Here is a 25,081-nt window from a genome sequence, read left to right on the forward strand (position 1 = left end):
TGTCGCTGGTCGGTATTACCTGCTTTGGTTGCCGCTTGGAATTTCGTTAAACGCCAGACCTTTGTCTGCTCGTGGTTCTTGGGGTAGGCCGAGAACCTGCTCTGCAATCACATTGCGCATGACCTCGTCGGTGCCGCCAGCCAGTCGTATACCGGGCGAAAACAATACGGTTTTTTGAAAGTGTGCCTGTTGCTCAGCAAAGGCGGGGTCGCAAATTGCAGCGGCATCACCCATTAGCTGAATGGCGTAGTTGGCGATGTCTTGGTTCATGACCGCGCCAACTAATTTACCCAGGGCGGCTTCGGCGCCGGGCATCCCCCCTTTGGCGACTGCGGTGAGCATACGGTTGGTCGAGGCCTTTATGCCCGCATGTTTGTAATACCACTCGGCTAAATGCTCTCGTACAGCGGGGTTGGCGCTTATTGGCTCGCCGTCGATATGCAGGGTTTTGACGAGCTTTAGAAACTCCGGAAAGCCGTCAGGTTGAACGCCGGCAATTGCCAAGCGTTCATTCATCAATACCAGCAGTGCGGCGCCCCAACCGCCTCCTACCTCGCCTAGGCGGTAGGCGTCGGGAATGACTGCATTATTGAAAAATACCTCGTTAAAATGAGCGCCGCCATCCATTTGTTTAATGGGTTTTACTTCCACACCAGCCTGATTCATGTCGATAAAGAACATGGTCATACCACGGTATTTAGAAATAGTGGGGTCGGTGCGGCACAGTATTACGCCGTAGTCGGAATGCTGGGCGCCGGAGGTCCAGATTTTTTGGCCATTGATAATCCAGTTGTCGCCATCTGCTACCGCACTGGTGCGCAGGCCGGCTACGTCTGAGCCCGCGCTGGGTTCAGAGAACATTTGGCACCACACGGTTTCTGCGCTTGCCATCGGCGGTAATAAGGTTTTCTTTTGTTCTTCGGTGGCGAAATGCATGATGGCTGGGCCGCAATTGCCAATGCCAATCACAAAGTAGCCATCGGGCTCGGCGTAGTTTGCGACCTCCTGCGACCAGATAACCTTGTGTATATCACTGAGTCCGGCGCCGCCGTATTGTTTGGGCCAGTTCAAGCAGGCGTAGCCGGCGTCGGCTACTTTTTTGTACCAAATTTTGGCGTCTTGATAGGCTTCAGATTGATCTTTGCGGCCGCCGGCTGCTGACTTTGGTGTCGCGTTTTTGCTTAGCCAGTCGCGTATTTCGGCGCGAAAAGCGGACTGTTCTGCTGAGTCTTTAAAGTCCATAACGATTCCTTGGCAAATTGGTGTGCTAATTACGCGGCGAGTAGGCGGTCGACTAAAAGACCCTTCCAATAGGGATTGCCGCCTAGCAAGGTCGATAAATTCTGTGCGCGCCGATAGTAAAGGTGGCAGTCAAATTCCCATGTGAAACCCATGCCACCGTGGGCCTGAATATTTTCTTTGCTGCATAGATAGTAGGCATCAATGGCGCTGACACGGGCGGTGGCGGCGGCGAGGGGTAGTTCTGGCGCGTCGGCGGCAAGAGCCCAGGCACCGTAATAGGCATTGGATTTTGCGAGTTCCTTGGCGACAAACATATCCGCCAATTTATGCTTAATGGCTTGGAATGAGGCAACCTGCCGACCAAATGCATAGCGATCAGTGGTGTAGGCCTTGGCCATGTCGATAACTGCTTCGCAGCCGCCGACCTGCTCAAACGCTAGCAATACCGCAGCGCGGTCGAACAGGGTGTGAAGTGCAGAAGCGGCTGGAGTTTGGCCTGCTAATTGAATTACCGGCGTTTTATCAAAAATCAGTTCAGCGCGGGGTAAGCTGGGGTCAAGACTGTCTTGCGGCGCACGGCTAACACTACTATCGCTCAGCTCAGCAAAGTAGAGCCCGAGTTCACCGTTCTCATTTTTGGCGGATACAATCGCTGTGTTGGCGATCATGCCATGTAACACAGCGGATTTACGGCCACTGAGTTGGTTGTCACTGACAAGGCAATCGACGTGATTGGTCTTGCCTTCGCTGATGGCAACGGTGCTAATAATGTCGCCGCTAGCAAGGGCTGGCAGCCACTCCTGTTGCTGCGCTGGCGAGGCTGCGGCTTTGATTAATTCGGTGCCAAGATATACCGATGCAATAAACGGAATGGGAGCCAGTGAGCGACCGAGTTCGGTGGCGATAACGCAGAGCTCTAAATAGCTTAATCCTAGACCGCCGTGTTTCTCGGCGATGGTGATGGCGGGCCAGCCCAGAGCAACAACCTGCTGCCACAGCGCGGCGTCAAAATACTGGTCACCGTCGATAATGTGGCGAACGCTGGCGCTGCTGCATTCTTTGGCTAGCATTGAACGCGCTTGTTCTTGGATGTTTTTTTGGTCTTCAGAAAAGTCGAAATTCATTTTTTGCTCCTAAGCATCTCACCGCGATGTGGCGCGGAATGACGATGCTTTGAAGCTTAGGCGGGTGCTAGGTGCGGCACAATGGCAAAACTGACCAAGCGAATACCGGATGGGGCCAGCGGGCGAACGGCCCGCCTGGCTTATAGCGCCAGCGCTTTTAGGCTGGCTTTGAACTGCTCTTTGGTGGCGGGCAATTGCCGGTAGGACAGTACCAAGCGACCCACTATTTTGATGAGATCATCTAGATTGACCTTGCGATTATTGCGCTCGTTATAGGCGCTTAGGGGCTCTTCTAAAAGCTCTCGCCAGTGCTCGTCTGATTCGTCGTTGTCGATATGCGGGGCCGCCTCAGAGGCGTTCGCGCCAGACACAAGATCGAGTTTTCCAGCCTCGGGTGGCTTATAGCTCGCGGCAAACCAAATGCATTCTTCGAGCATCAAGGGGAAATTATTGTCGTAAAGCTTGGCAATCTCATGAACCTTCATGAACATGCGATCGCGCTCTATATCTATTAGCGCGGCAATAATGTCAGACTTGCCGTTAAAGTAGCGATACACCGTGCGCCGAGTGACGTTGGCGACCTTGGCGACATCTTCGATGGTGGTGGATTTGATGCCTTTAGTGATGAAGCAATCTACGGCTGATTTGAGGAGAATTTTTTTCCCCGTATCGAGGTCGTCAACTCTGGCTCCGTTTCCCCAGCGTTTATTTGTTTTCATACTAGTGCACCTTGCTAAATTTGCATTGTCACCATCTTAGCATGTTGTAATCTTGTGTTTACGTCTCAAAACGGCTTATTTCATAGGGGATTGTACGTACTTTGCCTGTGAATTTTGCTCGTATCTAAGCGGCTACATTGGTGACAGTGCTAACATTGCTCGGCATAATGTTGGCCAATAACAGCGATATCGAGCTTGTCATGCAATACGCAAATATTACTGGTTGGGGAAAATGCTTGCCGCCCGCAGTGCTTAGCAACGAGGATTTGGCGACATTTTTAGACACCTCCGATGAATGGATTTCTACCCGCACGGGAATTAAAGAACGACGGATTTCCCATGTATCCACCGCCACACTTGCCAGCTTAGCCGCCAAGCGTGCCTTGGCTGCTGCTGGTTTAGATGCGGCAGAATTAGATATGGTGATTTTAGGCACTGCCTGCCCAGATACCCTCATACCTAATTCTGCTTCTCTTGTGCAGGCAAATATTGGTGCGGTAAATGCGGCAGTGTTTGACCTTAACGCGGCGTGTACTGGTTTTGTTTACGGCCTAAGTATTGGCACCGGCATGATACGCAGCGGCGCCATGAAAAAAGTATTGGTGATTGGCGCAGACCGTATTCCCTACTTCCTAGACTATAGCCAACGGGATGTTTCTGTATTATTTGGCGACGGTGCAGGGGCTGTTGTGTTAGAAGCCTGTGATGAAGAGTGCGGCTTAATAGCGGAGAGGTTGGGCTGTGACGGCGAAGCGCGGGATATTTTGGCCGCCCGAGATTCCGGTACGGCGCGGGAGCGCTTCGCAGCTGTGGATGGCTATTTTGATGTGAATTTTGAAGGCCAAGAAATCTTCAAGCGCGCTGTTCGCGGTATGGGCCAGGCAATAACGGGTGTGCTCGAAAAGTTAGAATTAGAGCCCGAGCAAATCGATCTTTTAATACCCCATCAGGCCAATGTCAGAATTATCGACACTTTGGCAAAGCGTATGAAAGCGCCGCCCGAAAAAGTCGTTGTGAATATAGAAAAATACGGCAATACCTCCGCCGCCACAGTGCCGATTGCATTGTGTGAGGCTTTAGAAGAAGGCCGCATTAAGGCCGGCGATAAAATTTTAACCGCCGCCTTTGGCGCTGGACTAACTTGGGGCGCTGCAGTGATTAAGTGGGGGCCGCGGACTACGCCTGTGGGGGAGTGCACAGAAGAGCTGCCGAAAAGTGATAAAACCGCTCTAGATATATTGATGCCGTGGGTTAAAGGCTGCCAAGAAGCGGCAGCTAAAAAAGCCGAATAAATTGAATATTGGATTGAAAAGGGTCGCGCAATGCGACCCTTTTATATGGCGTAGCTAACTTTATTGCGCAGTGGGTTTTTCCAACACAAATTGATAAACGTCGATGGAATTGCCGCGAAAGCCACCCTCGCAGTAGGTTAAATAATAGTGCCACATTCTTTGAAAGCGTTTATCAAATCCTAGCGGCGCGATATCTTCCCAGCGTTGATGAAATTTACTTCCCCATTCGCGTAGTGTGCGGGCATAGCCTAGGCCAAAGGCCTCTTCGTCGCTTACGGTTAGGCCGGCGCCTACGGCTTGTTCTTTAAATTTATCTGGGGTGGGCAGCATGCCACCGGGGAAAATATAGGTCTGAATAAAGTCAGGATTGCTGCGGTATTGCTCAAAGCGTTTGTCTTCAATGGTAATGATTTGAATCGCGGCGCGGCCACCGGGTTTGAGGCGTTTTTGAACGGTTTCAAAATAGGTCGGCCAGTATTTTTCACCGACTGCCTCAAGCATTTCTATCGACACAATATGGTCGTATTGGCCAACAGTGTCGCGGTAATCGGTGAGGCTGAATTCTGCGTCGCCTAAGGTTTCGGCCTTGGCTAAACGCTGTTGGGCAAATTCAAGCTGACGTTCAGACAGGGTAATGCCGTGCAATTTAACCTTTTTCTGACTGCATAGCTGTTCAGCAAAGCCACCCCAGCCACAGCCGATTTCTAAAATGGTATCGCCGTCTTTAATGTCGAGAAGATCAATAATACGTTGGTACTTCGCGTATTGTGCTTCCGCCAGCGTTTGATGCTCGCTGCTGTAGTAGGCGGCGGAGTAAGTCATGCTGGGGTCTAACCACTGCTGGTAAAACTCATTGCCAAGGTCGTAGTGGTAGGAGATATTGCGGCGGCTGCCGCGTTTGCTATTGGCATTGCGCTGATGGCGCCATTTTTGAAATGCGCCTTCGATTTTGCCGCTGTCTAACATGCCGCCAAAATGTTCTTCGTTGATGACGATCCATTCGACTAGCATGGCGAGGTCGGGGCTGTCCCAATCGCCGTCCATATAGGCTTCGCTCCAACCTACTGAACCACCGGTAAAGGCTTTGCGCACGGCCTTCCAGTTGTGGAGCACAATCACTGGATTGAAGTGTTCGCAGGGGTGATCGCCAAATTCGATGCTATTGCCATTGGGCAGGGTAAGCCGCAGAACTCCCCGCGCCGCATTGGATAATGGCGCCAGAACTTTTGCGACCATCTGTTGTTGGCGCTTAGCCCACCAGCCAGAACCTATATTATTTTCGAGAGTAGCAGTGGCTGTCTTCATAGTTGACCCTTAAGTATTTGTCACACAGTTACTGGTCAATACGTGAGATTGCAGATTTTGGTTCAGCGGGGCGGGGTACAATTTTTACGCCCTTGATAAAAAGCTTCAACGCTTCCCAGTGTATACCTAGTACAGCCTTGATCGTCATAAATGGCAAGCTGATAAGGTTTTTGAGAAGTTCGGTGTCGCTAAATGGCCGGTGTTCGCCGCGAAATACCGCATGGAGTAGGGCTTTGCCGTTTTCGGTTTCGCGAATAGCTAGGCCAATACGCTGTTTGGGAAGGTGCATACGGAAATGGTAGCGTGCATCCATAGGGATAAACGGCGACACATAAAAATTTTTATCGCACTGCTGGCGAATAATACCCTTGTCTTGATCGCTGGCCGACACCGGAATCAAATAACTGTGTCGCTGCTTAAAGGTATTGCTGACTTCGTAGAGAATGGCAAAGAGTTGTTTATTATCCTTGTAGCAGTAGTAAACGCTCAGCGGATTAAAGGTGTAACCGAGAATACGTGGATAGCACAGTAGGCTGGCGGAGCTGAGGTGCTCATGCACACCGTGTTCCTGCAGGATGCGCTCCAAATATTGGCGGGGCGCTTCGCCGCTGCCGTCGCCGATGTCGCGATGATAAAAGCTAAAAATATTGAATTTATTAACTGAAAACAGCTTGCAGCGCTGCGCGGTGTCGTTGAGTTTGTCTAGATCAAATAAAAAGCTGCTCATGCGATAAACAAAGCGATGTTTGCGGGGGTAAAAGCGGTGATGCATTACCTCGCCGCAGTAAATTGCTGTGTCATCGCCATTATTTGTCATGCGGCTGCGTCAAGACTCTTGCTTAGGCTTAGGTAAATGCGATCGCTAGCTTTGTCGCTAGTCCACGGCCGCGTGCTACCACCGAGCTGCTCGGCAACCGCCAAACCAGACTGAATACCGTCTTCGTGGAAACCGTAGCCAAAATAGCTACCGCAGAACCATGTGCGTTGCTTGCCCTGCAGGCTCCACAGCTGCTTTTGCGCGTTTAGCGCGGCGTCGTCAAAGACCGGATGTTGATAGCTAAATTGCTGGTAGACCAAATCTTTGCGTGGCGCGCGCAGCGGGTTAAGGGTGACGATAATCTGCTCTGAGCAGGGCAGGTGCTGGAGTGAATTCATCCAGTAACTTACCGAGACCTTGCCATCTTGCTGTTTGCTGTCGGAGAGGTAGTTCCAGCTCGACCACACCTGTCCTAAAACCGGCATCAGCTTTTCATCTCGATGAAGCACTGCTTCATTTTTTTCGTAGGCAAATGCACCGAGCAAGCGTTTTTCTTCGGCATTGGCATCGTCGAGCATGGCAAGGCTTTGGTCCGCATGGCTGGCCATGACGACGTGATCAAAGCGATGATTTTCACCTTGGTGGTCGGTGATCATAACGTGATCTGCGAAGCGGTGAACCTTGCTGACTCCGCAGTTTAGACGGATATCGCCGTCGAAAGTGTGGGTAATTTGCTTTATATACTCCCGCGCCCCCCCGACCACCGTTTGCCACTGGGGACGCTCATTAACCTGCAGTAAGCCGTGATTGTCGCAAAAGCGCAGAAAGGTTTTGGCGGGGTAGGCCATAAACTTCTCTACCGGTGTTGACCAAATTGCGGCCCCCATAGGTAGCAGGTGATCTTCGCGAAAGCCCGCGCCGAAGTTCTCGCGGCTCAGTAATTCGCCCAATGACATATCGTCAGGCAGGGTCTGCAGCCAGCCTGCACTTTGTTTATAAAAGCGCAGCAGGTCGCGGATCATGCCCCAAAAACGCGGTCGGAGCAGGTTGCGCTTCTGGGCAAATAGGGTAGATATGGAATCTGAGCCGCTGTATTCCAAGCGGCCTTCGTCTAATGAGACACCGAAGGACATATCCGTGCCTTGGTAGGCCACCCCAAGCTCTTTAAACAGGCCGACCAAATTGGGATAACAGCGTTCATTAAAGACAATAAACCCCGTGTCGACGGCAATGGTACCGGCGCTGGTTTTAATGTCGACCGTGTTAGTGTGGCCACCCAAGCGCGAGTCTTGCTCGAACAGGGTGACCTTGTGATGTTTATTTAGCAGCCATGCGCTGCTAAGGCCGGAAATCCCCGAGCCGATGACAGCGATATTGAGCGCATTAGTTTTCGATGTATTTTGCATAGAATTATCAGTGATCTCACAGTCTTGTTATTACGTACAGCATTATTATTCAGATCACAGTCGGTGGGGCTGTATTGCCTATCCATGACTGTAAGGGAGTTAGAATGCGGAGCTCATCTCAGTATTGGCGTTATTTTCGTTATGCCTTGCCCGGTCTACCTCTTGCCGCATTGGGTCTTCCTTTTTATATTTACGCGCCGCTGTGGCTGGCCGAACAGGGTGGTTACGGCTACACCTTAGTTGGCGCCATTTTTTTCTTAGCGCGTATCAGCGATGTTGCTAGCGATTTACCCGTTGGTGCATGGGTAGACAATCGCGGTAGTCATCGCATGCTGTGGCTAGGTTCATGGTTATTGATCGCCGCCAGCGCGGTGGCATTGATCGCACTGCCACACCCTTGGCCCGCTGCGGCACTGGCTTTGGCTATTGTGCTGCTTATGTTGGGCTGGACTGGCCTAACTGTACCTTGGTTAGCCTTGCCTGTGAACTTGTCGCGCAACAATATTGATCGATTACGTTATAACAGCAGTCGCGAGGGGATGTTGTTATTCGGCACGCTTTTAGCCATGTTGGCGCCGGCGATTTTGGCACCCGCGATGCTGCCTTCGGCGCTGCTGGTTTTGCTATTGCTGCTATTTATTGCGGTTGTTTTACAGGGTGGTCAGGCCGCAGCGCCGGCCAGTCAGAGCCTGAGTTTTAAAGTGCTATTAGGCGATGCGCGGGTGAGGCGATTGGCCCTGCCGTGGTTTGTGAACATGCTGGCCAATGCGATTCCCGGCACGGTGTTGCTGCTCTTTATGCGAGAGGTATTGAATGCGGAAGACGCCGTGCCGCTCGCTTTACTGAGCTATTTTTTAGCGGGCTTAATCGGTGTGCCATTTTGGTATTTCTTAGCGAAGAAGCTTGGCGATGTGCGCTCTTGGCGAATAGGGCTGTGTAGCTCGGCTATTTTATTCAGTTTTGCGGCCTTGCTCGGTGAAGGCGACGTGATGTGGTTTATCGCGATTAGTGTCGGTACGGGTTTGGCGCTGGGAGCTGACCAAGCACTGCCATCGGCCATGCAAACAGGTCTCGCCCAAGAATTGTCTAAAGAACACAACGGCGCGGCCATTGGTGCGCGTATGTTTGCCCTGTGGAGTATGCTGAGTAAGGCGGCAATGGGCTTGGCGGTGGGGGTGTCGTTTTTGTGGTTGGGCAGTCAGGCAGAAATGAGCGTGCCGCCAGTATGGGCCATCACCGCCGTTTATGTTGTAGCGCCCGTGGTGTTGAAATTGTTGGTGTTTTTTATGCTGGGGCGATCACCACTAGCCTACCAAGGAGAAAAGCCCGTTTATGAATAAGCGCATAACAGTTCTTGTGACGGCGGCCTTGCTGCTTGGCCAATCCTTGGTGTTTGCCGCAGATTGGCGCACGGTGAGCAGCGAGACTTATACCCTGTTGTGGAAAGATCTGACCTACACACAGCTCAAGGTTGATCCCAAGCAAACATTGCCCCAAAGCGGCGACATATTAGATCCGACTTACGCCAAGCAGATCCTGATTGAATACAAGGTTGGGGTGTCGGCGGAGCGCTTTCGTAAAATGACCAATAAAGCACTGGAGGATGCCTTCAGCGCTGAAGAGTTAGCTGCGGCGGCGGAGGATATTGCTAGGTTTTGCACCTGGTATATTGCCGTTGAAAAGGGCGACCGCTACCAATTAACGTGGTTGCCGAAAGAGGGCCTTACGTTGGCGATGAACGATGCTGAACTCGGCACAATTAGCTCGTCAGAGTCGGCCGCCTTAATTTTGAGCGTATGGCTGGGGCGGGCGGCGGTTAGCGAAGGTCAGCGAGACACAATGCTTGCTGCTTGGCGAAAAGCATTGGCAAATAACAAGTGATAACCGTGCTTGAGATGTGCGGCGGATGACCCTCCCTTCGGAGGGTCATGAAAATGGCTAGCGCTTTTTAAGTATCAGACTGCCGATCGAGTAACCGGCCCCAAACGAACAAATCACGCCGATATCGCCGCTGGCTAAATCCTCATGGTATTTAGCAAAGGCAATAATTGAACCCGCTGAAGCAGTATTGGCGTATTCGTCGAGCACAATTGGTGCTTCTTCCAGCGTCGCGTCGCGGCCTAATAATCGTTTACTGATTAAAAGATTCATATTGATGTTGGCCTGATGCAGCCACCAGCGTTTTAAATCAGCGACCTCAATCCCTTCGCTGCGCAAATGGCTTTCAATGTGCTCGGCTGCCATAGGGCAAACTTCTTTAAATACCTTGCGACCATTTTGGTGAAAGAGCTTATCTGCGGAATAAGGGTCTTCGTCGGTTGTCCGCGTGGTGTAGCCAAAATTCGAACGAATATTATTGGAGTAGGAGGTCACGCATTTTGTGCTTAAAACATCAAATGCGTGGGCAGATTGGCAAGTGTCTCCGCTCTCGACGACGACCGCTGTGGCAACATCACCAAAGATAAAGTGTGAATCTCTATCCGTGTAATTTACCTGCGGTGAGGTAAGCTCAGGGTTAATGACTAATACACCTTTGGAGGTGCCGCACTTAACTGCATCAACTGCCCGCTCTAAGCCAAAGGTGGCGGCGGAGCAGGCAACAAGCATATCAAAACCAAATCCGTTGATGCCTAAGGCCATTTGCACTTCAATCGCAATGGCGGGGTAAGCGCGCTGAGTATAGGCGCAGGACACAATCACCATATCAATATCAGCGGCGGTTTTATTGGCAGCACTCAGAGCTTTTTTGGCGGCGGCAATGGCCATTTCTGCCTGATGTGAAACCTGCTCGTCATCGCGGATGTCAAGCAGGGGGCGCATGCGATGAATATCTAAAACACCCTCCTTTGAATAGGCGTAGCGATTTTTAATGCCAGATGCCTTTTCAATAAACTCAGGGCTCGATAGTGGCTTTGCCTCCAGCTCTCCGGCCTCAATAGCCGCGTGGTTTTGCTGGTTAAAATGTTCAGCCCAAGCATTGTAGCTTGTGACGAGTTCTTCGTTGCTAATGCTATTTTCTGGAGTCCATAGGCCCACCCCGCTAATAACGACTGAGGAGTTCATGTCAGTAATCCCGATATTATTTCAAATTAGATATAAACAGAGAGTGTGGCCGACATCGCCCATTCAGTCCACATATTGAAATAACAAAAGCAAAATTGAAGATTATCGCCAGTGGCGGTGTCCATGTAAGAACGTTCTTAAGGAGCCTCAGCACAACCGGGTAATATCTCAGCGGAGTCTTTGTGGCGTACTGGCAAGGCGACGCGCGAGGATCAAGGCTGGTTGTCCTTGATGAGTGCGGCAACGCCGTCCAGTGCGCCACAAAGGCCTGCCCTCTGGGGCTTTGCCTTAAAGCGCTCAGCTGCGTTGACGTTACTTGAAAGGCAACCAGCCTTCCTGCATAACGCCGCCTTGCTGAGCGCTTTAAGTCAAAGCCTGAGGTATCAACCGGTTGTGCAGAGGCTCCTTAAGTATTTTGCTTGGCTACTTAGATACGGTAATGCAATCGTCGCAGCTAGGGCGTAGCATGATGAGCCACATTCACTGATCTAGTGTTTGCCTCGCAAACGACAACAGCTCAGAGAGGGTACTATGATTGGCCTACTAGCATTTCTTGCAATAATTATTGTCACCGCGTTTATCTTTTATTTTCATTTGTCTCGTCGTAGCGGCTGTGCGGTGTTTGTTGCTGCGTGGTTACTAGCCGGAACCTGTAGCGAATTTTTTGTTCACCCCCTCGCGCTGCTAGTGGTGCTGGCGGTATTGGCGGTGATTCTTGTCGATAGTCTGCGTATTAAGTTTGTTAGCGCACCGGCAAGAAATGCGCTGAAAAAGATGATGCCAGCGATGAGCAGCACCGAGCGCGAAGCCTTAGACGCGGGCACAACTTGGTGGGAAAAGGATGTGTTTTCGGGGCAGCCGGACTGGGCTAAGTTTGAGCGAATTCAGTTGTCTAGCCTCAGTGATGCCGAGCAAGCTTTTCTCGACAATGAAACCGCCGAGCTGTGCGGAATGCTCGACGAATGGCAAATTCATCACCACGACAAAGATCTCTCGCCCCCTGTTTGGCAGTTTATCAAGGAAAAGGGCTTTCTAGGCCTAATCATTCCCCGCGAATACGGCGGCCTTGAATTTACTCCCTACGCACAAAGCCGTGTGGTCAGTAAAATTGCGAGTCGTTCAACGGTTGCGGCGGTGAGCGTCATGGTGCCCAACTCCTTGGGCCCCGGCGAATTGCTGATGAAATACGGCACCGCAGAGCAAAAGGATTTTTGGCTTGCGCGCTTGGCTAAGGGCGAAGAAATACCGTGTTTTGGTTTGACCAGTCCGGAGGCGGGCTCAGATGCTGGCGCTATCCCAGATACCGGCGTTGTCTGCGAACAAGAATATAAAGGCGAGAAAGTCTTGGGCGTAAAGCTCAATTTTTCAAAACGTTGGATTACCCTTGCGCCGATTGCCACGGTGGTTGGTTTGGCATTTAGATTGAGCGATCCAGATGGCTTAATTGGCGATGAAGTTGAGCGCGGCATTAGCTGTGCACTTGTGCCAGCGGATTTGGCGGGGGTGGAAATTGGTCGCCGTCACTATCCTGGCTCGGCATTTATGAATGGCCCGATTACCGGGGTAGATGTATTCATTCCCATGTCGATGTTGATTGGCGGGCAGGAATATATAGGCCAAGGCTGGATGATGCTGGTGGAGTGCTTGGGCGCGGGCCGTGGTATTTCACTACCTGCTCTGTCTACCGCCGGCGGCGAGATGAGTTATTTGATGGTGGGTGCTTTCGCGCGGATTCGCCGTCAGTTTGGTATTCCCGTTGGTAAGTTTGAAGGGGTGCAGGAGGCCAGTGCTGATATAGCAGCCGGCGCCTATATGCTTGAAGCCTATCGCGCTTTAGTAACTCGTGCACTCGCCGATGGGGCGCCGTCGGTGTTAACCGCGATGGCGAAATACCACGCGACGGAAACCATGCGCGGTCTGATAAATCACAGCATGGATATTCTAGGCGGGCGGGCTATTCAAATGGGGCCGCGAAACTTTATGGCGCTGGTATACCAGACTATTCCCATCGCGATTACGGTAGAGGGTGCCAATATTCTCACCCGCTCTATGATTATTTTTGGGCAGGGTGCCATGCGCTGCCACCCGTATTTGGCCGACGAGCTAGAGGCACTTAGCGACGAAACCGACGGTGCCATTGCGCGCTTTGATAAATTGCTGAGCGCGCATTTAGCCCATACGGCTGGGGTGTTTAGTCGCGGATTCATCGCGGGATTAAGCGCCGGTAAATTATCCAAACCAGACTGCGGAAACAGTGCGCTTGCCGAGCGCTGGTATCCTCGTATTGATAGATACAGTGCGGTATTTGCAGCAACAGCAGACTTTGCCTTGCTATTACTGGGCGGTGATCTAAAGCGCCGTGAATTGCTGTCGGCGCGCTTGGGCGATGTTCATAGCCAGCTCGTGATCGCCTGCGCCATCCTCAAATATCACGACTCGCAAACCGCGAGCGAGGCCAACACCGCCCACGCCGAATTTGCATTAAAACGCAGCTTTGCGGCGATAAATAAGGCCTTGCTGGGTTTTTACCAAAATATGCCCCAGCGCTGGATGGGCTGTGTATTAAAAGTGGTTTTCTTTCCCTGGGGCGTACCGAACTTCGATGTGTCGGACAATGAAATTCGAAGCTTGGGCGACATGATCATGACCCCCAATCCAGTGCGGGCGCAATTAGCGGCGGCGGTGCACATCAGCGACGATGATCAAGACGCGCAGGGGCGTATTCACCGCGCCTTCGATTTATTGACAGAGATCGAAAGCGAATACGATGTGTTTCTAGAAAATGATCAGCGCGGTCGTTTGGACGGTGAAGACTTTGCAGAAAAACTAAACTCCGCGGTCAGCAAAGGCTTGGTGAGCGAAGCCTTTGCTGCGCGTATTGCGGAATACGATGAGCGCCGTTATGACTGCTTACTCACAGATGCCTTTGACGCCAATTTACACGACGTCGATGTACGTCCAGTCCGGCCATAGCGAACGGAGTGGTGGGTGGAAAAAATATTTACCGATCAGAATTTAATGTTGGTTGTGAATGTACAAAATCTGCTTGCGGCTGAAGGCATACTTGGCGAACTTCGCAATACCTACGCAAGTGGCGCCTCTGGCAGCTTGGCGTTCACTGAAGTATGGCCAGAGTTATGGATTGCAAAGCGGGATGTGGCGCGGGCAAGCGCCGTATTGTCAGCGCTGAGTCAGCAGCCTGAGCAAGCTTGGATTTGTGCAAGCTGTGTGGAGGAAAACCCCAGCAGTTTCGATTTTTGCTGGCAGTGTGGCGAGCCGTCACCTTGAGTTTTTGAGACCCAAATACCATTATAAACATTAAGGGTAATTGCCTATCTACGCAAAGCTGAGATTGGACTATATTGTTACTACAGATCTTTTTGTTTAGAGCGCAAAAAGATTGTTGGGACAGGTACCGTCTTCTGTTGCGTGAAGACTATGCCAAAGTTGAAGGGGCCTTGCGGCCCCTTTTTTGTGTCTAAACCAGTCGATTAGAGCTGGCTTATATCTCGCACCGCGCCGGTGTCGGCACTGGTAACCATTTTGGCATAGGCTTTTAGAGCCGCAGATACTTTCCGCGGACGTTCTTTCTCCGGCTTCCAGCCGTCGGCGCCCTTGGCATCCATCACTTTACGGCGTTTATTCAGTTCGCCCTCGTCAACCAGTACATTAATACTGCGGTTGGGGATATCGATGCGGATAATGTCGCCCTGCTCTACCAAACCAATTGCGCCACCGGCAGCAGCTTCTGGCGAGGCGTGGCCAATAGATAAACCTGATGTGCCGCCAGAGAAGCGGCCATCAGTGAGCAGCGCACAGGCTTTGCCCAAGCCTTTGGATTTGATATAGCTGGTTGGGTAAAGCATCTCTTGCATGCCCGGGCCACCTTTGGGGCCTTCGTAACGTACAATAACGACGTCGCCAGCCTTAACGCGGTCGTTGAGAATATCGTCTACTGCGCCTTCTTGACTCTCGCAAATATACGCTGGGCCTTCAAACACCAGAATGCTCTCGTCTACGCCGGAGGTTTTTACCACGCAGCCGTCTTCCGCGATATTGCCGTAGAGAACCGCAAGGCCACCTTCCAAAGAAAAGGCGTGCTCTATATTGCGGATACAGCCATTTTCGCGATCGGCGTCGAGTGAGCCCCAACGGGTGTCTTGGCTAAAGGCCGTTTGGGTTGGAATACCGGCGGGGCCAGCTTTGAAGAAATTCTTCACCGCGTCGTTATCGGTGTTCATGATGTCCCACTGGGCAACTGCTGCGCCCATCGTGCTGGCATGTACTGTAGGGATGTCGGTTTCAAGCAAGCCGGCGCGATCGAGTTCGCCGAGAATGGCAAAAACACCACCGGCGCGATGCACGTCTTCCATATGGTAGAGCGGCGTGTTCGGGGCTACTTTGCACAGCTGGGGTATTTCACGAGACAGCTTGTCGATATCTTTCAGGGTAAAATTTAGCTCCGCTTCTTGGGCGGCGGCCAATAAATGCAAAATGGTATTGGTTGACCCGCCCATCGCGATATCCAGAGCCATTGCGTTTTTAAAGGCGCTATACGAGGCGATATTCCGTGGCAGCACGCTGGCGTCGTCTTCTTCGTAGTAGCGTTTGGCGAGCTCAACTATGCGGCGACCCGCTTCTAAGAACAGCTTTTTGCGGTCAGCGTGGGTCGCTAACATCGAGCCGTTGCCTGGCAGTGACAGGCCGAGGGCTTCGGTTAGGCAGTTCATGGAGTTGGCGGTGAACATGCCTGAACAAGAACCACAGGTTGGGCAGGCAGAGCGCTCGTATTCTGCGACTTTTTCGTCTGATGCGGCGTCGTCTACGGCGATTACCATCGCATCTACTAAGTCGAGCTTGTGCTCAGACAGCTTGGTTTTACCGGCCTCCATTGGCCCGCCAGATACAAATACCACGGGGATATTAAGGCGGAGCGCCGCCATCAACATACCTGGGGTGATTTTGTCGCAGTTAGAGATACACACCATCGCGTCGGCGCAGTGGGCGTTGACCATGTATTCCACAGAGTCGGCGATGATGTCGCGGCTCGGCAGGCTGTAAAGCATACCGTCGTGGCCCATGGCGATACCGTCGTCGACCGCAATGGTATTGAATTCTTTGGCGACGCCGCCGGCTTCTTCGATTTCGCGGGCGACTAATTGGCCCATGTCTTTAAGGTGGACGTGGCCGGGAACGAATTGGGTAAAGGAGTTAACCACCGCCACAATCGGCTTTTCAAAGTCACCGTCTTTCATGCCTGTGGCGCGCCACAGAGCGCGGGCGCCCGCCATATTACGGCCAGCAGTGGTGGTTTTAGAACGATAAACAGGCATAAATAATCCTCGTAGGCAGTCGCCAAGCCTAGTCTTGCTATGGTGTAAAGTGCGCCAGTTTAACACAGCGTGCGGTAGGCCCGCATGATGTAAAACGCGGGGAATTTACGTCGCTAATGCGCTAATCTGCGTATAGTAAGTAAATGATCTACCTTGTTTGAACAGGGGTCAATTCTGCGAGTGATCGCAGGCATTACATAAAGCCAGATTAGCTGTGGAGTTTAATAATGGATGAAGCCTTGGGCGCGGTGAATAGCGTCGCACCGGACTGGTTAGGTGAATGGGGGCCGTTTGCGGTACTCATGGTGATTTTATTCGGTGTTTGGATGTTCACCCGAAAAATTTTCGCCGTCCAAAAAGACCACGGCACCGATATTCGCTACCGGGAACAGGGCACTAAACTGGCATTTCGACTCAGCGGATTATTGCTGGGTATCACCACTTTCCCGATGGACAGCGAGCTGCGCGGCCAATTATTGAGCTTGGTTGGCTTATTACTCAGTGCGGCGATTGCACTGTCGTCTACTTCGGTAATGGGTAATTTAATGGCGGGCTTTATGCTGCGCACGGTAAATAGTTTTCGTGCCGGTGACTATATTGAGTTTCGCAATGAGTTGGGCCGCGTGTCGCAGCGTGGCTTATTACATGTCGAGTTTCAAAATGAAACTAGCGAGCTGGTGACGGTTCCCAATTTACTGTTAGTGCAAGAGCCTTATAACGTGGTGCGGTCATCCGGCACGGTGGTGTCGGCGGAGGTGTCCTTGGGCTATGACGTCGATCGCCGCGATATTGAAACCGCGCTACTTAAAGCGATTGAGGGGGCGGAGTTGGGTGACGGCTTTGTGCAAATTCGCAATTTGGGTGATTTCTCGGTTAATTACCGCGCCAGCGGTTGGTTAAAGGAGGCGGGGCTATTAGTGAGTGCGCGCTCGCGTTTACGGGGCAAGATGTTAGATGCACTGCATGATGCCGGAATTGAGATTGTGTCGCCGTCGTTTATGAATCAGCGACCTTTGCCGCCGGAGCAGAAGTTTATCCCCGAACGTAAAAAAATAATGCGGGCGGAAGAGGATAAAAACGGACATGCCGAAGAGATTTTGTTCAGCAAGGCTGAAGTCGCCAGTGCGGTAGAGAATCTCGAAGGCAAGATTAAGAAATTAAAAGAAAAATTAAAACTTGAGCCTGAAGAGGGCGCTGAGGATATAGACCGCGATGCTATAAAAGAAGAGTTAAGTGCCTTAACGGAAGAGCTTGAACAAGCCAGAGAAAATGCCAAAGAAGAGGCGGCTAGAGATCGTCATGGCAAGGATGATGAGGCAGAAGAGACGGATCAAGAAAAATAAATTCCGCCCATATATTTTGCCAAGTGGCTATATGGCGGCCACTTGGCGAAGCCATTTGATTAGCCTAATTTTGTTTTAATCCAATCTGTTAGTGCCAGCCCAGTGCCCATTGGCCAAGGTTTAATTTCTTCGGGGGGAACAATTTTATAGTCGTCTAATTCGTGATTGAGTTTTACTTCGCCCGCCGCTTTTACATGGTAGGCAATGATGACTTGATTTTGTTGGGCAAAGGGGTAAACGCCAACCAAAGTGGTTTCAAGTGCGTGGAGATTGAGTTCTTCCATTGTTTCTCGGCGTGCACATTCTTCAGGGTCTTCGCCGGCTTCTAAAAAGCCAGTAATAATGGAATAGAAGCTTTTTGGCCAGCTTACGTTGTGGGCCATTACTACGCCGTCCTCGACCTCAACAATCATGGCAACCACTGGCACAGGGTTATTCCAAAGTACAAATCCGCAGGCAGTGTCTGGGCAGCCTTTGCGAATTTCGCCATCTATTAATATTTCGGCGATTGGGCTGGCGCATTGCGGACAAAAATTCATGGTTGGGCCTCGTGGTTATTATTGCGTGATGGTTGCGTAAAATAGCTAATCTTGGGATTTTGCCACAGATAGCCGGTGTGCGACCATGTTTACAACGAAGCTAATTTATATAACAAGTAGAACGAGTGTCTTGCTATGGATTTGAAACTGCAAAATAAGACGGCCTTGGTGACGGGAAGTCATCGCGGTACCGGTGAACTTATCGCCAAGACTCTGGCGAGGGAGGGCGCTATTGTCGTTTTTCATAGCAATGAAGAGGGCGCAGCGGTGGAGCTAGCTGCCAGCACAGAGTCCGCACACGCGGTGTGGGGTGATATTGCGACTGACGCAGGTTGTGAACAGGTTCTTGCACAAACTAAAAATGCGGTGGGCGATGTCGATATTTTGGTAAACAATTATGGCACCGCAACGGCAGGTAAGTGGGGCACGAGCGCTAGCGATGACTGGCTGGATATGTATCAGAAAAATGTGTTGTCTGCGGCGCGTTTAATTCAAGGTGTGGCACCGGCCATGAAGGCACGGGCTTGGGGGCGTATTGTGCAACTTGGCACTATTGGCAGTCATCAACCCAATAATATTATGCCCCATTACTACGCCTCTAAAGGGGCCTTGGCGACCATGAGTGTGAGTTTAGCGAAGGAGCTTTCTCACTCCGGCATTACTGTGAATACTATCTCGCCTGGATATATTCGAACCGCAGAGCTAGAGGCGAGTTTTCGTCGTCGCGCTGAGAAAAAAGGGTGGGGCGATGACTGGAATGAGATAGTGAAAAAAATCGTCGAAACGGAATACCCCAATCCTAGCGGGCGTATAGCCGAGCGGCAGGAAGTGGCAGATTTGGTCGCGTTTATATGCAGTGACCTAGCTGGATTTATAAATGGTCAAAATATTCGCATCGACGGCGGTGCTGTTTGCTATGTCTAAGGTGAAGATTTAGTCGGGTAAAAACTCTGCCAACACGCTGTCTAGCATGTCGTAGCCGCGCTCGGTGGGTGAGTAGGCTGCTTGCTGTTTTTGTAGCAGCCCATCGCTGATTAAATCTTCTATGCGCGGCGCAATACTTGACCATGCCAGCCCCGTGCGGGCTTCAAATAGTGCGCTGGAAAATCCCTGCCGTAGGCGCAGTGCATTCATTAAAAATTCTAAGGGTAAATCGCTAAGGGTAATGTCTTCAGATTTACTCGTACGCGATGGTGCACGGCTTAAATAATCCTCTGGCTTGCGGGTTTTTTGGTAGCGAATAATCCCGCCGTCGGCTTGGGTAATTTTGCCGTGAGCACCTGCGCCAATAGCGAGGTAGTCGCCGAATTGCCAGTAATTAAGATTATGCCGCGATTGATGATTGGGCTTGGCAAAAGCGGATACCTCATAGCGCGAAAAATTGGCGGCGCTGAGGGTTTCAAAGCCCGCACTTTGAATACGGTGCATTTCGGTTTCTATGGGCAGAGTTGGCGGGCGTTTAAAAAATTCGGTATTGGGTTCTATGGTGAGTTGATACCAGCTTATATGAGGCGCGCCTGCATCTATGGCAATCTCTAAATCACGTAATGCATCTTCTTTGCTTTGATCGTTTAGCCCATGCATTAGATCAACATTAAAATTATCGAAGCCTGCATTTTGCGCACAGGCGATGGCGCGCAAGGCGTCGTCACTATTGTGTATTCTACCGAGCTTTTTAAGCTGCGCGGGATCAAAACTCTGCACACCAATAGAAAGCCGGTTTATACCCACCTGCCGATATGCGTTAAAGCGAGCTTGCTCAACAGTGCCGGGGTTGGCTTCTAAGGTAATCTCTATATCGTCAGCGAATTTAAGTCGCTTACGCAATTCGGCAAACAATGTTTGGTAGGCGCTCGGAGAAAATAAACTTGGTGTGCCGCCGCCGATAAAAATACTTTGTAATTCTCGGTTTTGAATAAACCCCACATCCTGATCGAGATCCTCTAGCATCGCCGCGATATAAGCTTGCTCAGGTAATTCGCTCTTCTGCTCATGGGAATTAAAGTCGCAGTAAGGGCATTTTCGCACGCACCAAGGAATATGGACGTAAAGCGATAAGGGCAGCTGGGTGGAGTCAGTCATAAGCAAAATTTGGGGTCAGTGTAAAAACTATGGATTATAGGACGCATAGGAGCTCAAGGTATTCTATAAGTTGACGTTTTCGCTGCGCCTAGGTGAAGAGTTTTTACACTGACCCTAAATATCTACCTATTCAATGAGTTCGATATCAACCTTGATCAAACCGGAAGAGATATCGCCAATTGCAGCAAAGGCCGCCTTAGATAGGTCGATTACACGGCCCCGAATAAATGGTCCACGGTCATTGATTGTAACCACCACACTAGCACCGGTTTTCTTATTCCTTACTTTAACACGACTGCCAAAGGCTAGGGTTCTGTGGGCGGCTGTGTATAGATCGTGTCGATAGCGCTCACCGCTGGCGGTCTTTCGATTGTGGTATTTATCATCGTAGAAGGAGGCTAGTCCAGACTCCATGATTTCAACGGGGGCCTCTGCGGTGACTGGGGCCGGCGCTTCTTCAATCGTGTTTTCATTTATCTGTTGCACAGACGAACAGCCTGTCAGCGAGAACAGTATGGCGATGGTAATTAAAGCGATGCAGCTATTCGCGGCGCGCCGGCGAAAGCGGAAAGTTAATATTTTTGACAAGAACACCCCCAAAAGGCATTTAGTGTGAATACACGCGCTCTAATCGATCTCGGCAATGAGAAATAGTTCCGATGTAGGTATATTTGGGGTCAGTGTAAAAACTAGGAATCTGGGGTGCTCAGCCTTGTAGTGTAGACGGTGTGCGGATGTTGCGCTGTAATAATACTGAGTTATTACACTGACCCCAAATTTTTTTCCGCATTGCGGCGTTGATTATTGATTCGGCGTTGGCGCTTTTTCCACCAAAGATAGAAGCCGCTGCCAAATAGGATAGCGGGGCTAAGACCTGAGAATACTAACAGCCAGCGTCCGCCAAGACCTAAAGCGTCGCCGCTGTGGAGGGGGAATTGCCAAATCAGAAAGCTATTGCCGCTGGGTGCGGTTAATGGGTTCCAGCTTGCTAGTATTTCGCCACTATATTGATCGACCCAAACTTTGCTGGCGCCATAATTTGTCCAAGCCTCGCCAGCTTGGGCAAAGAGCAATTGGTAGCTGGCGGTGGCACTGGTGGGTAGATATATTCTTTTTAATACCGCATCGGGGAAAACAGACTTCGCGTTTTTGACAGCGGTATCCGCACTAATTACTGGTGATTCGGCGGTATTTTTGAAAGTAGATTCGGGCGACGGCAATTCGATTACGGGGCTAATAAAATTCACTGCCGCTTTCATTGGGCCGTGAAAAATTAGACTGATACCGGTAAATGCAGACATGCCAAGTAATATTGAGAATACGATGCCAATGAATTTGTGAAGGTCGTAGTTTAGTCGGATTGGTCCTTGATGACGGTTTACACGCAAGGCATTGCGCCATTGCCCGCGGCGGGGCCACCAAATAACAATCCCGCTAAGGCTAAAGAAAAGTAGTGCAATACCCATGGCTCCCACAATGTATTTACCCGTTTGGCCAGCGGTAAGATCGTGGTGAAAACTGTAGAGCCAAGTCATGGGGTACTCGCCCCAAACACGCACCGCGACTGCCTCCGCAGTATCTGGCGAGATGCTAACCTCTACGGTTTTGCCATCGCCCGCTGCGTTGGGAAATCTTGCCGTGTGAGGACTGCCCGGTGCGCGGGATATATAAAGTCGGTTGATGGTGGCATCGCTGGGGGCGGCGGCCTTCGCTGCAGCAATGACCGCATCGAAGCTGGCAAGTTTTGCGTTTGGATCACTGCGTAGAGCAGGTGTTAGTGTTTCATCAATAGCGTGATCGAAAACGAGCAAGCTGCCGCTAATACCAATAAGGCTGAGCAGCAGGCCAAATGTTAGGCCTGCGTACTTATGCAGCTTTAGCAGGACTCTGCGCATTAGCGACGCTGGCGACAATTAAAATTGTTTTGCAAAGGACACGCTAACATTGCGTCCTATACCTTTAAAGTTGCGAGCATCTGAACCTGTGGTTTGCGAATAGTAAGTGAAATAGTCTTCGTTGCTAAGGTTTTGCACGCCTAGGCTGATTGTGCCAAAGCTGGCGGCGTAATCGATATTGGTGTCTATGGTGGTATAGCCTTTGAATTTAGTTGTCGTCTGGCCGCTGCTATTTTTAAAATTGCGGTCTTGAACATGGCTAAGTTGCAGGCGAGAGTTGAGTTTGTCGGTCCATTCACGATCCCAGCTCAGATTGATTCTGTTGGGGCCGATATTGGCGCCCGCCATATCGGTGTCTACTTTACCGTCGGCGTCTGAATCGTATTCACCCTCTTGTCGAGCAACGCGAAGGTTTAAGGTGTCTACCTCACTGGCAAACCAAGTGCTTCGGAATTCAATGCCGCTGATTTCTGTTTTTTCACGCTTAACAGTATAAATTCCATCGGCGTTGGCTTCTAAGCGCTGCCCAAAATCTGAATCTGACTGGTAATAGCTTAGTTGCACTTGAAAGTTGCGATTGGTGTATTCCGCGCCAATTTCTGTGTTGTCAGTAATGATAGGTTCTAGGTCTAGGAATGTTTCGACACTTTGATTTGCTGTGTTTATTCCCCGCAGCACTCGGCCGACATCGGCCATTGAAAAGCCCTCGGAGGCATTACCAAATAAACGCCAATTATCGGTGATTTTGTAGGTGGCGCCGACATTGAATAGGGTGTCGTCAAATTCAGGTTTGCCGCCCTTTACAAATTGGCCGCCGTTATACGACGCTAGGGTGGTGAAATCGCCGACTGCTAATTCTGAGTTTTCTTGGCGAACACCGGCGGTGAGTGTGAGGTCTTGGACGCCGACATATTCTACTTGTAAGTAGGGCGCGTAATTTTCGTATTCGGTTTTTGGCACCCAGTAGCGGCCAGTGGTAATTAATTTTTGATAAGTAGTGTCAGTGAAAATATCTATACCATAAACTAAGTTCACGGGCAGGCCAGCGACCTCATCTTTGATCAAGGTAATTTTAATGCCTTGTTTTTCGGAGTTATTTTGCGATTGATCAAATACCGACGCGCCAAGCGCAGGGTCCTGAAAAGTAGCTGCAGTGCTGCCGCCATAGGTTGCGGCAAACTCTTGGGTGAAGGCGTGGGCGCGGAGCTTGTGGCCAAAAAATTCTTCGTTGCTATAGCTAAAGCTAAATAGCGTGACTTCATTGCTAACTGGGTCGCCCTGCACATTGCCTTTTTCTGCGGTGGTAGGCACGCCGGCATCGATGTCGCCGTCGACCCCAACCCAATCATTGTTTCCTGAAATATCGTAGTGATTCACAGTCATCTCAAGACGCTGCTCGGCCCAGTTGTAACCCAGCTTTAAAAAGACATTGGCCATCTCAGAGTCTAGCGTGTCGCCCTGCGCATTATCAAAACCGATGATGTCGCCATTGGCGTCATAGCCTATGCCGCTCTCACGGTAACCAATACTTGCCAAACCATCAAAATTATCCCAGCTACCTGATGCGCTGTAATTTACACCGTAGCCCAAGCTTTCACCGAAATCTTCTTCTTGGAAGAAGGACTCTATGCGAATGCTTTGCTCTGTGGTGTCGCTGGGGCGCTTGGTGATCAGATTGATAATCCCGCCCGACGCCCCCAAGCCGTGAATCGCATTGGCGCCGTGTATAACTTCAACTCGTTCAAGCATTAGCGGGTCGATGGTGTGAGCATCGCGACCGCCGTCCCGCAAAGGATTGGATTGTGGTACGCCGTCGACTAGATATAAAGGCTTACGGCCGCGCAGACTTTCGCCGGAATTGGTCATTTTTTGGCGGCTTGGTGCAAAGCTGGGAATCAGATTACCAAGGATGGTAGACATGTCACTGGTAACGCCCATTTGCTTGATTAGCTCTTGTTCGTTAATAACCGTGACGGTATTGGCAATAGTGCTGAGTGGGCGCTCTGAGCGGCTGGCAGTAACAACCATTTCCTCGGTGAACTCTTTGGCGGTAGCGCTGCCGCTAGCGGCGATTAGCGCCAGTGTCGTCAAAGATAATGATTGCTTGAAATTGCTCATAGAAGCCTCATGCACGGCGTTGCCGCGTTGTGGGTATTTTGAAAGTCGTGAATTGTATGGCTTATGAGAATCATTATCAATATTGGGGGCTTATGAGCACTACGGCGCTTCTTGTGGATTTCGTCATATTCACGAAGCAGGGATATGTGAGCGCTGGGTTGAGGCACGTAGTGCCGAATAACTAAGTCGCCCAGCGAGGGTGAAACAAGGATTCGCAGCACGCCGCGATAATAATTTTCAAGCTTGGTATTTTTTTAACTTCTAATGCCAAAGGCATTACTCAATTTTGGTGTTTAACTGATAGCAATTTTTTCGTCCTTCTGGACGACTTACTTTCTTTTTGCATGCCCAAAAAGAAAGTAAGCAAAGAAAAAAGGCACCCTGCATCACCGTCGATGGCGAAAAGCGCCATCGATCCCTTCCGCGCTTCGCAAGTAACGGCGCGGGAAAAACTCGCCTTCGGCTCAAACAGTTTCCCGCTTAACCCGTTACTTGCTGCAGTGCTCAGCGGTGCTGAAGGGCTGGTGGTCGCTGGTAGCCTTTGCTAAAAACTATCTCATCCGTAAGATGAAAATTTTTATTTGTCATGCTCTACTCGGATTGGGGCTTCAGGTGAGCGGTAGTGAATGCTTTTAAGCGTCAGTCGTTAGACATCCGACATGGTATTTAACCCCGCTTTTGAACTCACCGAGCATTGCAGAAATTCAATGGGATGCTTTTAGCGAGGACTGTCTGAGCCGAAGGCGAGTTCCGCAGCGATCCCATTGGATTTTTGTAAGCGCAGGGTACCCGTAGGGTGAGTGATAGCGGGCGAATTTCTTGCTTACTTCTTTTTTCATAAAAAGAAGTAAGTCGCTCGGCGA

The 25,081-nt window shown here is 50.7% G+C and carries 20 protein-coding genes; 7 read left to right on the forward strand and 13 right to left on the reverse strand.

Annotated elements, in window-relative coordinates; translation table 11 throughout:
- Nucleotides 1-15: 15 nt before the first annotated feature.
- The 3 genes from C0068_RS14115 to C0068_RS14125 all read right to left on the reverse strand — a co-directional run bounded on the left by C0068_RS14115 (nucleotide 16) and on the right by C0068_RS14125 (nucleotide 3,085).
- Nucleotides 16-1,242, reverse strand: coding sequence for an acyl-CoA dehydrogenase family protein (locus tag C0068_RS14115; protein ID WP_103685122.1), 1,227 nt, complete (start codon nucleotides 1,240-1,242; stop codon nucleotides 16-18).
- 29 nt (nucleotides 1,243-1,271) lie between these two features.
- Nucleotides 1,272-2,366, reverse strand: a complete 1,095-nt coding sequence (locus C0068_RS14120) for an acyl-CoA dehydrogenase family protein (protein WP_103685123.1) — start codon at nucleotides 2,364-2,366, stop codon at nucleotides 1,272-1,274.
- 140 nt (nucleotides 2,367-2,506) lie between these two features.
- A complete protein-coding gene (locus C0068_RS14125) occupies nucleotides 2,507-3,085 on the reverse strand; it encodes a TetR/AcrR family transcriptional regulator (protein ID WP_103685124.1) in 579 nt (192 codons plus the stop codon).
- 140 nt (nucleotides 3,086-3,225) lie between these two features.
- Between C0068_RS14125 and C0068_RS14130 the strand changes: the two genes are divergently transcribed.
- Nucleotides 3,226-4,377: a ketoacyl-ACP synthase III gene (locus C0068_RS14130; RefSeq protein WP_199176182.1), complete on the forward strand. Its 1,152-nt coding sequence runs from the start codon at nucleotides 3,226-3,228 to the stop codon at nucleotides 4,375-4,377.
- Between the two features lie 60 nt (nucleotides 4,378-4,437).
- On the opposite strand, the gene C0068_RS14135 is transcribed toward C0068_RS14130, so the two are convergent.
- Genes C0068_RS14135 through C0068_RS14145 form a run of 3 tightly spaced genes read right to left on the reverse strand, consistent with a single transcriptional unit; the run spans nucleotide 4,438 to nucleotide 7,845 of the window.
- Nucleotides 4,438-5,682: an SAM-dependent methyltransferase gene (locus C0068_RS14135; protein ID WP_103685125.1), complete on the reverse strand. Its 1,245-nt coding sequence runs from the start codon at nucleotides 5,680-5,682 to the stop codon at nucleotides 4,438-4,440.
- Between the two features lie 28 nt (nucleotides 5,683-5,710).
- A complete protein-coding gene (locus tag C0068_RS14140) occupies nucleotides 5,711-6,499 on the reverse strand; it encodes a DUF1365 domain-containing protein (RefSeq protein WP_103685126.1) in 789 nt (262 codons plus the stop codon).
- Complete coding sequence (locus C0068_RS14145; protein ID WP_103685127.1) at nucleotides 6,496-7,845, reverse strand: NAD(P)/FAD-dependent oxidoreductase; 1,350 nt, start codon at nucleotides 7,843-7,845, stop codon at nucleotides 6,496-6,498. Before C0068_RS14145 ends, C0068_RS14140 begins: the two co-directional genes overlap by 4 nt.
- A 104-nt stretch (nucleotides 7,846-7,949) precedes the next feature.
- On the opposite strand from C0068_RS14145, the gene C0068_RS14150 reads away from it, so the two are divergent.
- Together C0068_RS14150 and C0068_RS14155 are read left to right on the forward strand one after the other, a co-directional pair.
- The gene (locus tag C0068_RS14150) at nucleotides 7,950-9,185 is read left to right on the forward strand and encodes an MFS transporter (protein WP_103685128.1); all 1,236 of its coding nucleotides are present in this window, start codon (nucleotides 7,950-7,952) and stop codon (nucleotides 9,183-9,185) included.
- Complete coding sequence (locus tag C0068_RS14155; RefSeq protein WP_103685129.1) at nucleotides 9,178-9,726, forward strand: chalcone isomerase family protein; 549 nt, start codon at nucleotides 9,178-9,180, stop codon at nucleotides 9,724-9,726. The genes C0068_RS14150 and C0068_RS14155 overlap by 8 nt, the downstream gene beginning before the upstream one ends.
- 57 nt (nucleotides 9,727-9,783) lie before the next feature.
- On the opposite strand, the gene C0068_RS14160 is transcribed toward C0068_RS14155, so the two are convergent.
- Nucleotides 9,784-10,908 (reverse strand): beta-ketoacyl-ACP synthase III, encoded by a 1,125-nt coding sequence (locus C0068_RS14160; RefSeq protein WP_103685130.1) that lies wholly within the window; start codon nucleotides 10,906-10,908, stop codon nucleotides 9,784-9,786.
- A 531-nt stretch (nucleotides 10,909-11,439) separates the two neighbouring features.
- Between C0068_RS14160 and C0068_RS14170 the strand changes: the two genes are divergently transcribed.
- Both C0068_RS14170 and C0068_RS14175 read left to right on the forward strand, forming a co-directional pair.
- Nucleotides 11,440-13,881 carry an acyl-CoA dehydrogenase gene (locus tag C0068_RS14170; RefSeq protein WP_103685132.1) on the forward strand — a complete coding sequence of 814 codons (2,442 nt, stop codon included), beginning with the start codon at nucleotides 11,440-11,442 and terminating at the stop codon, nucleotides 13,879-13,881.
- Between the two features lie 15 nt (nucleotides 13,882-13,896).
- Nucleotides 13,897-14,196 (forward strand): putative signal transducing protein, encoded by a 300-nt coding sequence (locus C0068_RS14175; RefSeq protein WP_103685133.1) that lies wholly within the window; start codon nucleotides 13,897-13,899, stop codon nucleotides 14,194-14,196.
- 203 nt (nucleotides 14,197-14,399) lie between these two features.
- Here C0068_RS14175 and ilvD read toward each other — a convergent pair whose 3' ends face one another.
- Entirely contained in the window at nucleotides 14,400-16,241 is a 1,842-nt protein-coding gene (gene ilvD, locus C0068_RS14180; RefSeq protein WP_103685134.1) for a dihydroxy-acid dehydratase, read from the reverse strand.
- Nucleotides 16,242-16,468: 227 nt separating this feature from the next.
- Here ilvD and C0068_RS14185 point away from each other — a divergent pair, with 227 nt between their 5' ends.
- Complete coding sequence (locus tag C0068_RS14185) at nucleotides 16,469-17,584, forward strand: mechanosensitive ion channel domain-containing protein (RefSeq protein WP_103685135.1); 1,116 nt, start codon at nucleotides 16,469-16,471, stop codon at nucleotides 17,582-17,584.
- 59 nt (nucleotides 17,585-17,643) lie between these two features.
- Here the strand turns inward: C0068_RS14185 and C0068_RS14190 are convergent, their stop codons facing one another.
- Entirely contained in the window at nucleotides 17,644-18,123 is a 480-nt protein-coding gene (locus C0068_RS14190; protein WP_103685136.1) for an NUDIX domain-containing protein, read from the reverse strand.
- Between the two features lie 135 nt (nucleotides 18,124-18,258).
- On the opposite strand from C0068_RS14190, the gene C0068_RS14195 reads away from it, so the two are divergent.
- Nucleotides 18,259-19,047 (forward strand): SDR family NAD(P)-dependent oxidoreductase, encoded by a 789-nt coding sequence (locus tag C0068_RS14195; RefSeq protein WP_103685137.1) that lies wholly within the window; start codon nucleotides 18,259-18,261, stop codon nucleotides 19,045-19,047.
- 9 nt (nucleotides 19,048-19,056) lie between these two features.
- On the opposite strand, the gene hemW is transcribed toward C0068_RS14195, so the two are convergent.
- From hemW to C0068_RS14215, 4 genes are all read right to left on the reverse strand, one after another.
- Nucleotides 19,057-20,205, reverse strand: coding sequence for a radical SAM family heme chaperone HemW (gene hemW / locus C0068_RS14200; protein ID WP_103685138.1), 1,149 nt, complete (start codon nucleotides 20,203-20,205; stop codon nucleotides 19,057-19,059).
- A 126-nt stretch (nucleotides 20,206-20,331) separates the two neighbouring features.
- On the reverse strand, nucleotides 20,332-20,793 hold the full coding sequence (locus tag C0068_RS19675) for a septal ring lytic transglycosylase RlpA family protein (protein WP_233208824.1): 462 nt from the start codon (nucleotides 20,791-20,793) through the stop codon (nucleotides 20,332-20,334).
- 173 nt (nucleotides 20,794-20,966) lie between these two features.
- A complete protein-coding gene (locus C0068_RS14210) occupies nucleotides 20,967-22,100 on the reverse strand; it encodes a PepSY-associated TM helix domain-containing protein (protein WP_103685139.1) in 1,134 nt (377 codons plus the stop codon).
- A gap of 18 nt (nucleotides 22,101-22,118) precedes the next feature.
- Entirely contained in the window at nucleotides 22,119-24,218 is a 2,100-nt protein-coding gene (locus C0068_RS14215; RefSeq protein ID WP_103685140.1) for a TonB-dependent receptor, read from the reverse strand.
- Between the last annotated feature and the right edge of the window lie 863 nt (nucleotides 24,219-25,081).

The sequence above is a fragment of the Zhongshania marina genome, from assembly GCF_002915595.1.
Classification (GTDB): Bacteria; Pseudomonadota; Gammaproteobacteria; order Pseudomonadales; family Spongiibacteraceae; genus Spongiibacter; species Spongiibacter marinus_B.